The organism is Chryseobacterium sp. CBTAP 102, assembly GCF_003201365.1.
Taxonomy (GTDB): Bacteria; Bacteroidota; Bacteroidia; order Flavobacteriales; family Weeksellaceae; genus Chryseobacterium; species Chryseobacterium candidae.
Window position 1 is genome coordinate 17,824 of sequence record NZ_QICX01000009.1, and the last position, 15,295, is coordinate 33,118.

The 15,295-nt window shown below is 37.8% G+C and carries 11 protein-coding genes; all 11 read left to right on the plus strand.

The annotated features are described in order from the left end of the window. The first annotated feature begins 255 nt into the window (after positions 1-255). The 11 genes from prfA to C8D70_RS13325 all read left to right on the plus strand — a co-directional run bounded on the left by prfA (position 256) and on the right by C8D70_RS13325 (position 15,147). A complete protein-coding gene (prfA, locus tag C8D70_RS13275) occupies positions 256-1,341 on the plus strand; it encodes a peptide chain release factor 1 (protein WP_110367628.1) in 1,086 nt (361 codons plus the stop codon). 77 nt (positions 1,342-1,418) lie between these two features. Further along, positions 1,419-2,096, plus strand: a complete 678-nt coding sequence (locus tag C8D70_RS13280; protein WP_110367629.1) for a hypothetical protein — start codon at positions 1,419-1,421, stop codon at positions 2,094-2,096. 92 nt (positions 2,097-2,188) lie between these two features. Next, on the plus strand, positions 2,189-4,291 hold the full coding sequence (locus C8D70_RS13285; RefSeq protein WP_076595379.1) for a prolyl oligopeptidase family serine peptidase: 2,103 nt from the start codon (positions 2,189-2,191) through the stop codon (positions 4,289-4,291). A 137-nt stretch (positions 4,292-4,428) separates the two neighbouring features. Next, positions 4,429-7,482, plus strand: coding sequence for a reprolysin-like metallopeptidase (locus tag C8D70_RS13290; RefSeq protein ID WP_076595380.1), 3,054 nt, complete (start codon positions 4,429-4,431; stop codon positions 7,480-7,482). A gap of 138 nt (positions 7,483-7,620) precedes the next feature. Continuing rightward, a complete protein-coding gene (gene scpA / locus C8D70_RS13295; protein WP_076595381.1) occupies positions 7,621-9,741 on the plus strand; it encodes a methylmalonyl-CoA mutase in 2,121 nt (706 codons plus the stop codon). 42 nt (positions 9,742-9,783) lie between these two features. Then, the gene (locus C8D70_RS13300) at positions 9,784-10,770 is read left to right on the plus strand and encodes a M28 family peptidase (RefSeq protein WP_110367630.1); all 987 of its coding nucleotides are present in this window, start codon (positions 9,784-9,786) and stop codon (positions 10,768-10,770) included. Between the two features lie 405 nt (positions 10,771-11,175). Further along, positions 11,176-11,910 carry a hypothetical protein gene (locus C8D70_RS13305; RefSeq protein ID WP_110367631.1) on the plus strand — a complete coding sequence of 245 codons (735 nt, stop codon included), beginning with the start codon at positions 11,176-11,178 and terminating at the stop codon, positions 11,908-11,910. A 27-nt stretch (positions 11,911-11,937) separates the two neighbouring features. Then, positions 11,938-13,329: an RtcB family protein gene (locus C8D70_RS13310; protein WP_110367632.1), complete on the plus strand. Its 1,392-nt coding sequence runs from the start codon at positions 11,938-11,940 to the stop codon at positions 13,327-13,329. A 77-nt stretch (positions 13,330-13,406) separates the two neighbouring features. Continuing rightward, on the plus strand, positions 13,407-13,952 hold the full coding sequence (locus tag C8D70_RS13315; protein WP_110367633.1) for a hypothetical protein: 546 nt from the start codon (positions 13,407-13,409) through the stop codon (positions 13,950-13,952). A 3-nt stretch (positions 13,953-13,955) separates the two neighbouring features. Next, positions 13,956-14,654 carry a peptide chain release factor H gene (prfH, locus tag C8D70_RS13320; RefSeq protein WP_110367634.1) on the plus strand — a complete coding sequence of 233 codons (699 nt, stop codon included), beginning with the start codon at positions 13,956-13,958 and terminating at the stop codon, positions 14,652-14,654. Beyond that, a complete protein-coding gene (locus tag C8D70_RS13325) occupies positions 14,641-15,147 on the plus strand; it encodes a tetratricopeptide repeat protein (RefSeq protein WP_110367635.1) in 507 nt (168 codons plus the stop codon). Before prfH ends, C8D70_RS13325 begins: the two co-directional genes overlap by 14 nt. Positions 15,148-15,295: the final 148 nt, after the last annotated feature.

Consider the following 15,295-nt stretch of genomic DNA (forward strand, 5'->3'; position numbering starts at 1 on the left):
ATAGCTTCGACAGGCTCAGTCTGACAATGCTCAAAAATTTGGGTTGGTATTCGGCTTGTCACCCTGAGCCTCTGGAAGGGTTTTCAATAAGAAAGCCTTTGTTAATCATTAATCTCTAGTATTGATTAAAAGGATAAGTCAGAAAGTTTTTTTTACTGTTTGCCCTTTTACCCCTAATGCTCAAAAATTTATGATGATTCGGAATTTTAATTTTGAATTAATAATCCTTATCTTTGCACCCACAAAATTTCTACAATGTCTAAATCATTAATTCCAAAATTAGAAGCTATAAAACAAAGATATAATGAGGTGGCAGACCTTATTATACAGCCTGATGTCATTTCAGACCAAAAAAGATATTCTTCTTTGAACAAAGAATATAGTGATTTGGGAAAAATTGTAAGAGTTTATGACCAGTACAAAGGCGCTTTGGACAGTATCGCAGAATCTGAAGAAATCATTGCAGATGGTTCAGACAGAGATCTGGTAGATCTGGCTAAAGAAGAAAAAATGGAATCTCAGGCTAAACTTCCGGGATTGGAAGAAGAGCTGAAAGTATTGCTGATCCCTAAAGATCCTGCCGATGACAAAAACGTTATCGTAGAATTACGTGCCGGAACAGGAGGTGATGAGGCAGCTATCTTCGTGGAAGATATCTACAGAATGTATACCATGTATTTCAAAACAAAAGGATGGAGACATGAAGTGACAGATTCTAATGAAGCTGCAAAAGGGTACAAAGAACTGATCATGAAAGTGGAAGGAGAAGGTGTTTACGGAATCATGAAGTTTGAATCCGGAGTTCACCGTGTGCAGCGTGTACCTGAAACAGAATCTCAGGGAAGAGTACACACTTCTGCCATTACCGTTGCTGTTCTTCCTGAAGCTGAAGAAGTAGATTTCGAACTGAATCCTGCAGATATTGAAATGCAGACTTCCCGTTCAGGAGGTGCCGGAGGTCAGAACGTAAACAAAGTTGAAACGAAAGTTCAGCTTACCCACAAGCCTTCAGGACTTGTTGTGGTTTGTCAGCAGGCTCGTTCTCAGCTCGCTAACCGTGAGTTGGCAATGGAAATGCTGAGAACAAAATTATACGATATCGAATTGCAAAAAGTGCAGGGAGATATTGCAGCACAGCGTAAGTCTATGGTATCTACAGGAGACCGTTCTGCAAAAATTAAAACCTACAATTACCCGCAAGGTAGAGTTACAGACCACAGAATCAATAAGTCTATGTACAACCTTGACGCCTATATGAATGGTGATATTTCTGAAATGATTGATGCAGTAATCATGGCAGAAAATGCAGAGAAGATGAAAGGGGAAGAAGAGAATTATTAAAATTACAATCAATAAAAACAAAGCCTCTGACTTTTCAGGGGCTTTGTTTTTTCCAATAACAAAACAAAATATTAACTATGAAAAACTACAAAATTATTTTCCTGCTGCTGCTTACCGTGATGGGACAGCAGCTGATGGCGCAGACAGAAGTAAAAAAACCTAAAGAAGCCTTTGAACTCTTCTTTGGAACTTTTGTGAATAATGATGACACAGCATTGAATAAACTTAATGATTATTTAAAACCTACAGTAGACGGACAGACTGCTTATCAGGTGGATTTTAAAGAAACTTCACAGGAAATGATCAATGGCAGTGTAGATAATTTTCTCGCCGCTTTCCCTAAATCTACGGCCGCAGATTGTAAAAAAGAAGCTGAAGATTATTTCAAAGCTATGTTTGGAAACTTTAAAACCGGAAAACTTACCGTTAAAGACTTAAAAGTAGTTCCGAATGAATATGTTGAAGGGCAAAAAATTGCAGAAATAAACTATTCCGTAAGCTTCCTGGTGCCATCAAAACTGACTTCGGGGCCCAAAGGAGATCTGAAAAAAATAAAAACGGAAGACCTTAAAAAATATTTAATTCAGGCAGTTCAGGACTTTAAAAAGGCTGATAAAACCGTTACGACAGATCAGAAATTCAGCTTATACGAACTGAAAGAAGGTGATAAAATATATTACTGGAACGGAAGCCCGGATGAGATTGTTTCCAACCTTACCGATTTTTATTTTGAAAGCTTCGGAGCCAATGAATAACTCTATAAGATCATAAAGAATAGAAAGTCCCGATATAACGGGACTTTTTTTATTTCATATACTTTACGTATTTTTGAGAAAAACCGATCAGTATGAATTTTAAACCTATATTGTTAACGGCTGGAGTACTATTTTCAGCATCTTTTTATTCTCAGAAAATGAATTATCCTAAAGCGTTAAAAGGAAGCCAGACAGATACCTATTTTGGTACCGCCGTTTCTGATCCCTTCAGAGATCTGGAAAATGATTCCGAACCTACCAAAAAATGGGTGGACGAAGAAGTAGCTTACAGCCAGAATTACCTTTCTAAAATTCCGTTCAGGGATAAAATTAAAAATCAGTTGAAGGAAATCTGGAACTATGAAAAGATTTCAGCACCTTTCAAAGAAGGAGATTATACCTATTATTATAAAAATGACGGTCTGCAGGCGCAATCTGTTTTGTACAGAACAAACAATAAGACCAATGCTACAGAAGTATTTTTAGATCCTAATAAATTTTCAGAAAAAGGAACTACTTCTCTTTCCAATCTTTCTTTCAACAAAAAAGGAAATCTTGCGGCGTATTCTATTTCTGAAGGCGGAAGTGACTGGAATAAGATCATCATCATTGATGCTGTTACCAAGAAACAAATTGACGAGACTTTACTGGATGTGAAATTCAGTGGAATTTCATGGCAGGGAGACGAAGGTTTCTATTATTCAAGCTATGATAAACCGAAAGAAGGAACTGTACTTTCCGGAATGACGGATAAGCATAAAGTATACTTTCACAAATTGGGAACAAAACAGTCTGAAGATAAACTGATTTTCGGAGGTGAAAAGACACCAAGAAGATACCTGAGCGCTGGTGTTTCTGAAGACCAGAGATACCTTATCATTTCTGCAGCTAATGCAACCAATGGTAATGAATTATATATCAAAGACCTGAAAAAAGGAGGAGACTTTGTACAAATTGTAAGCGGATTTGATATCAATGCCGACATTGTAGATACACAAGGTGATGACCTTTTCATTTTTACCGATAAAGATGCCCCGAATATGCGTCTTGTAAAAACTACAATCGCTAATCCGGCTCCTGCAACATGGAAAGATGTTATTCCACAGACAGAAAATGTATTGGGAATTTCTTCCGGGGGAGGCTATTTCTTTGCAACTTATATGATTGATGCCATCGATCAGGTAAAGCAGTTTGATAAAACAGGAAAACTGGTTAGAGAAATTACACTACCCGGTAAAGGAAATATTTCAGGATTCGGAGGAAAAGAAAAAGAGAAAGATGTTTATTTCTCTTTCAGCAATTATATTACACCAGGAACTACTTATAAATTTAACGTAGACTCAGGAAAATCTGAAGTCTATCAAAAGCCTAAAGTGAAGTTTAATCCGGATGATTATGTTTCAGAACAGGTATTTTACACGTCAAAAGACGGGACAAAAGTTCCTATGATGATCAACTATAAGAAAGGAACAAAGCTGGATGGTAAAAATCCTACTATTCTATACTCTTACGGAGGTTTCAATATCAGTCTGCAGCCATCATTCTCCGTAGTAAACGCTATCTGGATGGAAAATGGCGGTATCTATGCTGTTCCAAACATCCGTGGTGGCGGTGAATATGGTAAAAAATGGCATGATGCAGGAACGAAACAGCAGAAGAAAAACGTTTTTGAAGACTTTATCGCTGCGGGAGAATACCTTCAAAGCAAGGGTTATACTTCAAAAGAATACATGGCGTTGTCAGGAAGATCAAACGGAGGATTACTGGTAGGGGCAACAATGACCATGAGGCCGGACCTTGCGAGAGTAGCCTTCCCTGGAGTAGGAGTTTTGGATATGCTGAGGTATAATAAATTTACTGCCGGAGCAGGATGGTCTTACGACTATGGTACTGCAGAGGACAGCAAAGAAATGTTTGAATACCTTAAGTCCTACTCTCCTGTACACAATGTAAAAGCAGGAACATGCTATCCATCTACAATGATCATCACCAGTGATCATGATGACAGAGTAGTTCCGGCACACTCGTTCAAATTCGGAGCAGAACTTCAGGAGAAACAGGCATGTAAAAATCCTATTCTACTGAGAATTGAGAAAAATGCAGGTCATGGAGCCGGAAGATCAACAGATCAGGTAATTAGTGAAAATGCAGATCTTATATCATTTGCTTTATTTGAGATGGGAATAAAGAAATAATTCTAAAAAAGAATAATATTTATCAAACCGGCTAATTTTTTTAAAATTAACCGGTTTTTTTATGGAGTTATTGTTTATAATTCTTATTTTTATGCCGGATATTTAAAGTTTATTAATTCTAAATTAATTAGGTAATTATGAAAAAAAGAATTTTACTGGTTTGTGCATTGGCTGCTGGGCTGTCCAGCTTTAATGCGCAGAGGTGGGAACCGGCCTCGCAAAGAACATCAGAGATCAGAAAAGAAGTAGAAGTTCAGTATTCTTACAGGTTTGATTTGCAGTCTCTTAGGAATATTCTGAAAGACGCTGTAGAAACTGGAAAAGGAGCTCAGGCGGTTATTGTATCTCTACCAACTGCGGAGGGAAAAATTGAAAAATTTGCTGTTTATAGTGATCCTGTTATGGAAAAATCTATGGCAGAAAGATACCAGTTGGGTTCTTACGTTGGTGTAGGAGTAGATGATCCTGGTAAATATGTAAGATTCAGTACTGCACCTACTGAAATGCAGTCGATGATTATCAAAGATGGGAAATTTCAGTTTATAGAACCTATTACTACAGATAAGCAGGTTTATGGTGTTTTCTATAAAACGAAAAGAACAGAAAGCGAGCACGGATTTGAATGCTCTACGGACGAAAAGAACTTAAAAGACATAAAGTCATTAGAAGCCAATGGAAAAAAGACTCTTTCTAATGTAGGAATCACAAGCCGACCGTCAAGTACAAAATTCAGAACGTACAGATTAGCAATTTCTGTTACAGGAGAATATACCCAATACTTTATGAATTTGGCAGGTGTACCAGCCACAGCTACAGATGATCAAAAGAGAGCTCCGGCATTGGTTGCAATTAACAATACGATGAGCCGTGTGAACGGAGTATTTCAAAAAGACTTTGGAATAAAATTATTGGTTCAGAATTTCCCAAATATTATCTATACAGATCCAAATACAGACCCTTATTCAATTGCTGATGATGGTGTAGATGGAGCTTGGAATCTGGAACTTCAGAATGCTATGACGGCTCAGGTAACCAATGCCAACTATGATATCGGACACTTATTTGGTGCTTCAGGAGGAGGTGGAAATGCTGGATGTATCGGTTGTATATGTGTCGATCCAACCACTAGTGTACCTGCGGGTAAGGGATCAGGATTTACTTCGCCATCTAATAACGTTCCAAGTGGCGATTCTTTTGATATCGATTATGTTGCTCACGAAATGGGGCATCAGTTAGGAGGAAATCATACATTTTCAAATAAATCGGAAGGAAGTAATGTTAATGTAGAACCAGGAGGAGGAACTACAATAATGGGATATGCAGGGATTACAAGCGATAATGTTCAAATGTCTTCGGATGCCTATTTCCATTACAAATCCGTAGATCAGATTTTAACAAATTTGGAAGGTAAGCCTGCTACATGTGGTACATCAGAAAATATTACTAATAATACACCTCCTGTAATAGCAGCGCTTACATCATATACAGTTCCTAAAGGAACCGCTTATTATCTTGATGCATCAGCAACAGATGCAGAAGGAGATGCAGTTAATTATACTTGGGAACAAACAAATAGTGTTACCGGACTAGCTTCAATTTCCGGAGACACAGGATGGGGATACAATACACAGGGTGCTTTGACTAGATCCCGTTTTGGAACAGCTAGTGGAAGAAGGTATTTCCCAAGCCTTCCTCTAGTGATGAATGGAATTCTTACCAATAAAACAGACGCAGCAAATAATCCAAATCCAAACTGGGAAACTGTATCTTATGTTCCTAGGACTTTGAGCTATGCTGTAACCGTTAGAGATCAAAATGCACAAAGACCAATGTTGTCTTCTTCAGAAGTTAATACGGTTATTGGTAATGATGGGCCTTTTAAATTTAACGGACTTACCTCATCATCAGTACTTTATAAAAATGCTAATAACATTATTCAGTGGGAAGTAGCTAATACAAATGCAGCTCCTTACAATTCACCTACTGTAAAGATAGATTACACTTCTGATAACGGTACAACCTGGACAGATTTGGTTGCTTCTACTCCTAATACAGGTAGCTTTACAGTGCAGATGCCAAACACCATTACAACACCAATTAAGTTGAGAATATCATCTATTGGTAACGTTTTCTATGCTGTTTCTCCTCAGGTTACTGTTGCAGATGCACCTACTTCTACCACTGCAGCACCAACAGGGCTTACTACAATAAATACAGAAGTATTTAAAACAACAGCAAGAGTTTCATGGAACAGTGTACCTGGAGCATCTTATTCTGTTAACTATAGAAAACAAGGAACTTCAAACTGGTCAAATACAACAAGTACAACAAATTCGGTTATATTAACAGGTCTTGAAGATGAAACAAATTATGAAGTACAGGTTGCTGCTGTTGTAAACAGTGTTCCTGGAACATTCTCTAATAATTATATATTTAAGACAAACGGCTTAAAGACTGGAATTGATTACTGTTTAATGAACTCAGGAACATCTTATGTAGGAGCAATCAGAAAAATAACAGTATCTAACCTTGTTTACGACGACCCTTCATTAAGATCATATAAAGATCTATCTGAGGATCCTAGTAAGATTGTTAACCTGGTTCAGGGAACAGCCTACACCATTACACCTGTGGTAAGACAAGCGTTTAGTAGCTCAAATGTACCTTTAAATGTTTCTGTTTGGATTGATTACAATAGAAATGGAGTATTTGAACTATCTGAAAGAGTAGTTACTGTTTCAGGACTTGTCCCTCCAGGAAGTGTGAGCTTTGGAGCGCAAAACTTTACAGTACCTTCAACAACATATGCTGGAGACAAACTTTTAAGAATGAGAATTGTTACCAAGTATAACACTGGTGCTTTAGCTAGTGCATGTGGAGACATTACAACAGGAGGTGGTTCAGTAATGGATCTGCCTGTGAAAATTACAGGTACTCTTGCTGTAAACGAAACAAAAGATGTAAAATCATCTGAAATTTCGATTTACCCGAACCCTGCAGATACTTTCGTAGAAGTTAAAAATCTGAAAGGAAAAGCAGATTATAAAATCTACACTGCTGATGGAAGATTAGCTCAGGAAGGACAGATTGATGGACAAAGAATTAATGTTGCTTCATTAATCAAAGGGATGTATGTGATCACTATCAAAGATGATAAAAATACTTACAATACGAAGCTTATCAAAAAATAAGCAGACGATATACCAATAAGAATGGCCGGGCATTTGCCCGGCCATTTTCTTTTGCTAAATTAAAGTAAAACAGAATATTAACATAAGTTTCATGTTTCGTTCAAAAAAATTAACTTTACGGGGACAAAAATAATTGGAATGCGAAAGACAATTTCTGTGAAAAAACCGGATTTTAGTGTATCATCTCATGAAAGAGAGATTTACAATTTTGAAAAAGATGGTCTTGAACTCAAATCATCCTATGAAAAAAAAGATGTAAAAGATGAATCATTAACGCAGACTTCTCCAGGAATTGCTCCCTATCTGAGAGGGCCGTATTCTACCATGTATGTTCAGAAGCCATGGACCATCCGTCAGTATGCGGGATTTTCCACTGCCGAAGAATCCAATGCCTTCTATAGGAGAAACCTTGCCGCAGGTCAGAAAGGTCTTTCAGTAGCATTTGACCTGGCAACACACAGAGGATATGATTCCGACCATTCAAGGGTGGTAGGAGATGTAGGAAAAGCAGGAGTAGCCATCGACTCTGTGGAAGACATGAAGATCCTTTTCAATGAAATTCCACTGGATCAGATTTCAGTATCCATGACCATGAACGGTGCTGTACTTCCTATTCTGTCTTTCTACATCGTAGCGGCGGAAGAGCAGGGGGTAAAACAGGAACTGCTTTCAGGAACTATTCAGAATGATATTTTGAAAGAATTCATGGTGAGAAATACTTACATCTATCCGCCGGCACCTTCTATGAAGATCATCGCAGATATTTTTGAATATACTTCTCAAAACATTCCGAAATTCAACTCTATTTCCATTTCCGGATACCATATGCAGGAAGCAGGTGCAACACCGGTACTTGAAATGGCATACACGCTGGCAGACGGCCTTGAGTATGTAAGAACGGGAATAAAAGCAGGAATGAATGTTGACGATTTCGCTCCAAGGCTTTCTTTCTTCTGGGCAATCGGGATGAATCATTTCATGGAAATTGCGAAAATGCGTGCTGCAAGATATATCTGGGCAACCCTTTTAAAACAGTTTAATCCTCAGAATCCAAAATCTCTGGCGTTAAGAACCCATTCACAGACTTCAGGATGGTCTTTAACAGAGCAGGAGCCTTTCAATAATATTACAAGAACAGCTATTGAAGCCTTATCTTCAGCATTAGGAGGAACGCAGTCTCTTCATACCAACGCACTGGATGAAGCCATCGCCCTTCCTACAGATTATTCGGCAAAAATTGCAAGAAATACACAGATCATTCTTCAGCAGGAAAGCGGAATATGTGATGTGGTAGATCCGATGGGTGGAAGCAACCTCGTGGAAAGCCTTACTCAGCAAATGATTGAAGAGGCGATGAGGTATATTGATGAGGTAGAGCAGGAAGGAGGAATGACCAAAGCCATCGAAGCCGGAATTCCAAAAATGAGAATTGAAGAAGCTGCCGCGAAAAAACAGGCTAAAATCGACAGTGGTGAGGAATTCATTATCGGAGTCAATTCATTCAAATCCTCACTGAAGCAGGATCAGATTGAAATCTTAGACATTGACAATACCGAAGTTCGCAGAAAACAGATTGAAAGACTGAATACAATCAAAGCAGAAAGAAATACTGAAGCTGTAGAGCAAATCCTGAACGAAATCCGCGAAAGCGCTAAGACAGGAAAAGGAAACCTGCTGGCATTATGCATCGAAGCAGCCAGAAGAAGAGTTACCCTTGGTGAGATGAGCGATGCCATGGAAGAAACATTCGGAAGATATAAAGCAAATATTAAAACAATCTCTGGTGTATACGCAATGAATGCCGGTAAAAATGAATACTTTGAAAAAGCCCTTCATCTGACTCAGAAATTTGAAGAAGAAGAAGGACGCCGCCCAAGACTTATGGTCGCTAAAATGGGACAGGATGGTCACGACAGAGGTGCTAAAGTTGTAGCCACAGCATTTGCAGATATGGGATTTGACGTGGATGTTGCTCCATTATTCCAGACCCCTGAAGAAGTGGCGAAACAGGCTGTAGAAAATGATATCCACATTTTAGGTGTTTCTTCATTAGCCGCCGGACACAAAACATTAGTTCCGCAGGTTGTTGAAGAATTATCCAAACTTGGAGCAGATGATATTACCATCGTTGTGGGAGGAGTAATTCCGCAGCAGGATTATGAATTCCTGTATGCCAATGGGGCAGATTTTATTTTCGGGCCAGGAACCAACCTTCCGAAATGTGCTGTGGAAATTTTAGAAAGATTTTTAGAAAAATAATCAGAAAAGCTTTAATTTCAGGTTGAAATTAAAATGCAACCTATGAATCTGAAAAATATAATAAAGCCTGCAAGGAAAAAACTGTTTCTTCTTGTAGGCTTATTTATTATCGCTGGTGTTGTCCTTTTAGCGTCTGGAAACGAAAGTATATCCATACAAGGCTCAAAAATTGTGGCAGATACTTCTTTGGTAAAAAAACATTTAACAGCTCTTACCCAAACCCCGCAGTTTAGAAACCATAAAAATTTAAACCAGCTGAATGCAGTTGCAGACTATATCCATCAGACTTTTAATACGTATGGTGACAGCACCGCTTACCAGGAATATAAGGTGGATGGAAAAATATATAAAAACGTAATCACTTCCTTTGGAACAGAAAACAAAAAAAGAATTATCATAGGGGCTCATTACGATGTCTGTGGAGATCAGCAGGGTGCAGATGATAACGCTACCGGAGTTACAGCGCTTTTGGAGCTGGCAAGAATGCTTAAAGAGCAAAAATTGAAGTACAGAGTAGATCTCGTAGCCTACACATTGGAAGAACCTCCTTATTTCAGAACCGAAAACATGGGAAGTTATGTCCATGCAAAATACTTAAAAGACAACAATATCGATGTGTATGGAATGGCCAGCGTGGAAATGATCGGCTATTTCAGAGATGAGAAAGGATCGCAGAGCTTTCCTTTAGGAATCCTTTCATGGTTCTATGGAGATAAAGGAGATTTTATTACTATGGTTAAAAAGTTCAGTGGGGCAGGCCCGTTTGTAAAAAACTTTATCAACAATTTTAAAGGTTCAGGGCAGATTAAAACCGAAACATTTTCAGCCCCCAAATTTGTTGCAGGAATAGACTTTTCCGATCATCTTAACTATTGGAATTTTGATTTTCCGGCACTCATGATCACTGATTCATCTTTTTTCAGAAATAAAAATTATCATGAACCCACAGACACTCTGGAAACCCTCGATGCAAAGAGAATGACAAAGGTTATTGATGCTATTTTTCTCAGTATTATTCACCTTAAGTGAAAAAAAAATTTTGATTTTCAGAAAAATGTATATATTTGCACCTGAAAATCAAGTTTAACCAATTAAAAACAACGAAGCAATGTTCAGAACTAATCAGAATTCTACAGTTGGATTGCCACTTATGGTGGTAAGGCTTCGCGGTTTGGTACATTCTTAGAATAACAGTACAATGAAATATCAAAACCCGAAGTCGTAGAGATTTCGGGTTTTTTATTGCGCAATATTTCAAACTCCCAGGTTTACCCGAAATTTTTTAAGTGTCATTAAAGACGAAATAGGATGAAGTATATCACTCAGAACTATTATTGTCTATTATTAATCCATTCAACTAGTGTTTTAGTTGATTGAAAGTTGTGTGAGATAAAATAAAAACATTTATGATCTCACATCATACTTCTGTGAACAATGGAAAATGATAACCTTCTGTTCTCCCGCCTGAGAAGCGTGAGAAGCAGAAAAAGAACAATTAGAAAAGATGTAGAAAGGCAGATAAGAGCAAAATACAAACGTAGTAGAGAACTCTGGAAAATAAGAAAAAATCTTCCGTTGATGCCATTGGATAAACCCTATCAAAAAGGATTTGTAAGATTCTTTGTAGTAAGAAATGATGTAAAACAATCCAAAGACAGAGATTTTTTCGAAGGAATTTTAAAGAAGATCAATACCTATATGTATTCTGATAACCGGAAATTTCTAAAAAAGAAAAGAAAATTCGGAAGGAAAATATATGTAGAAAGAGAGCAGAAGCTCAGGTATATTACTTCATTTTCCTGGAATTATCCAAAATTAGAACTTACCGATAGAGAAAGACAATACTTTGAAAAGAAAGAAGATTATTGCCCTGTCCGTAAGATATTCGGAACCTACTACCAATTTACTGAACCATGGAGATTTACTCTGAGGGTAAAACCCAATATGATTACCCATTACAAACCCTTGGATCTGGAGCTGGAAAAAGAATATGCGGCGCTGGATTCCTATTTGGGACAGCATAAGGTAATAGGGATTATTCACAAGACTATTTTATGTAAGTCGAATCCATGGAAAGAAACGTATCAAAGAAAACTTATCAAAAGCAGGAAATATGTTACCTGCACAATGTCTGCAACAGAGATTGCAGAAAGCTTACTGGACGTATAAGTCCAACTGTTATTTAAAACAAAAACAATGGGAAATTTAAAACTAAAAGGAAAAGATATATTAAAACTGGGCTATCCAAATAACCAAAGCGTAAACGTAGCCCTGGAAGTTATGAAAAGAAATTTTGCAACGAAGAATATTCACCACGTAAAATCTCTTTTAAAGGAAATCCTGCTGAATCCGGAAGAATTTGAAAAAGATCTCACCTTCGGACAAATTGCAGAAACCTTGCTTTCATCCAAAAAAACAGAAAAAAGAATGCTGAATTCACAGCGTGCTTCCTTTCAGATTTTTGGTACCAACATTTCAGAAGAGGCAAAAAATCAGTTATACACTGCTTTGAAACTGCCAATTTCTACTCAGGGAGCATTAATGCCCGATGCCCACAGCGGCTATGGACTTCCCATCGGAGGTGTCTTGGCGGTGGAAAATGCAGTAATCCCTTACGGAGTAGGAATGGATATAGGCTGCAGAATGAGCCTCAGTATTTTGGATACACCCGTTTCATATCTTGAAGGAGCAAGAGATAAATATGAAAAAGCGCTTGCCGAACACACAAAATTCGGAATGTATGAGACTCATAAATCTCACATAGACCATGAGATATTTGAAAGAGATACATTCGATATGATCCCGATCTTAAGGAGATTAAAGGGAAAAGCCATCAAACAGATGGGATCCTCAGGCGGAGGAAATCATTTTGTAGAATTCGGGGAAGTGGAAATCACTGAAGAAGACGAACAGATTGGCCTGCCTAAAGGAAAATATCTGGGAATACTTTCTCACAGCGGCTCAAGAGGTCTGGGGGCGGAAATAGCACAGTATTATTCAAGAATGGCAACAGAGCAGTGTCCGTTACCAAAAGAAGCCCAAAACTTCGCATGGCTGGATTTGAGTACCCATCTTGGATTGGAATACTGGACAGCAATGAATCTGGCCGGAGATTATGCTTCAGCCTGTCATGATGATATTCACAGAAGGCTGGTAAAAGCCGTTGGTGGAAGAGTAAAAGCCAGAATTGAGAACCATCACAACTTTGCCTGGAAAGAAATCCATAACGGTAAAGAAGTGATTGTTCACCGAAAGGGTGCTACGCCTGCCAATGAAAATGAATTAGGAATGATTCCTGGATCAATGACAGCAAAAGGATTCATCGTTCGCGGAAAAGGAAATCCGGGATCTCTGAACTCCGCATCTCATGGTGCAGGAAGAGCACATTCCAGAGGAGAATGCAGAAGCCTTTTCACTCAGCATGATATCAAAAAAGAATTGAAGCTTAAGAATGTCACACTGATGGGCGGAAATGCTGAAGAAGCCCCTATGGCTTACAAAGATATTAATGAAGTGATGAATGCACAAAGTGAGCTGGTAGATATTCTGGGAACATTCCAGCCGAGAATTGTGAGAATGGACAAATAATTAGCCTGATACCTTACAACCTTATAGGTTTCAAAAACCTGTAAGGTTTAATCAGGAAACATTTAAAAACAAAAAAAATGGGAGCACCACATAACATAAAAAGATACGGTGAAGTCTGGCCGGAATTCAGAATTCGGTTCGGACTCGAAATTTTAAATCAATTAAAAGATAAAGTCATTATATCAGGGGGCTGGGCGTGGCATTTTATGTCGGAAAAAGGACATACGGAATACAAACATGCCCATGACCACAAGGATATTGATGTTTTTGTAAAAAAAGAAAATGTAGCAGAAGTAGTCATCATTCTTCAGCAGGAAGGATTCCAGAAAGTCTGGACCCGATATGACCATCTGCCAAGTGAAGAAAACTTTCGCAGGTATGAAAAAACGGTTGAGCTGGAATATGAAAAACTTTACAGAATTACCATAGATTTCTTTGAAAGAGATGATCTAGAGACATTAGAAACCAATGGTTTTACCGTTGTGAGGCCTGATATTTTACTTTCTTTTTACAGAAATATTCACTCCAGTGACAAATGCTGGGCAGTGATGGCCGCAAAAGAACTATTACAAAAGGGAATAAATCCGGTAGGAAACCCTTTATTAAGCAAAATGCCAACATAAAAAATGGAAAAATTAATACAGATCACTTCAGGAAGAGGTCCTTTAGAATGCCAGTGGGTAGTAGCCAGGGTTCTGAAGACTTTTCTTGAAGAGGCAAAACAAAATACAATAGAATACGAAATCATTCATCGTGAAAACGGTGATGAAAATCTTACTTTGAAATCAGTGACTGTGCTTTTAACAGGAAAAGACCTAACCCCATTCTTAAAAAACTGGCTGGGAAGCGTCTGCTGGATTGGAAAAAGTACCTTCAGGAAGCAGCATAAAAGAAGCAACTGGTTCATCGGAATTTTTGAACTGGAAAATGTGAAAATGATTGATTTCAATGAAAAAGATATCCGGTTTCAAACAGCGAGAAGCCAGGGAAGCGGAGGACAAAACGTAAACAAAGTCAATACAGCAGTGCGTGCCACTCATATTCCCACTAAAGAAACTGTTTTTGTACAGGATTCCCGTTCACAGCTTGAGAATAAAAAACTATCCATTAGCAGATTAAAAGAAAAGGTAACGGCAGTTTTTATCCAACAGCTGGAAAGAAAGCTGAAAGAAACCTGGGCACTTCAAATGCAGGTAGAACGCGGAAATCCGGTTCGTACATTTTCAGGAACAGATTTTAAAAAGAATTATGAAGACAAGACATTCAAAAAACAAAGGAATGCCTTGAAAAATAACCTTAAAAACTACAAAAATGACCTTAACTAAAAGCAAATATTATTTTGAAGCATTAGACTATTTTCCATTCAATCTTTCTGAATGCCTGGATGCGCTGAACTACGCACTTTCTTATGAGCCTGAAGATGCAGACAGCCTGTGTCTGATGGGAAGAATATATTCCGAAGAACTGAAGGATTATGAAACAGCAAAGAAATACTTTGATGAAGCCATGCAGAGTAACATTTCAAATATCAATATTCCCAAATATTATATTGAATGTCTTTTGAATAATGAAGATTATAAAGAAGCAGAAAAATTGATAGCATTTGCCTTAAAACTAAAAGGAATTGACAAATCAGAAATTCTGAACTGTCTATCTCTTCTTCATGAAAGAAACTTTGAATACAAGCAGGCTTTAGGAACTCTTAAAGAAGCCAAAAAATTTGCTTACACCCGCGCTGCACTTGAAGTGATTGAAGACAGAGAAAAATTAGTCAAAGGAAAGGTTACCAGAACACGAACCGTAAAAAAGACAGAATAATCTGGCTTTTGACTTATAATAGAAATAGTGTGACTGCCTCAAAAGCTAAATCATTTGATTTTTGTCATTCTGACGAAGAAAGAATCCCATTGATAACAATAAACATGAGATTCTTTACTCCATTTTATTTCATTCAGAATGACAATTT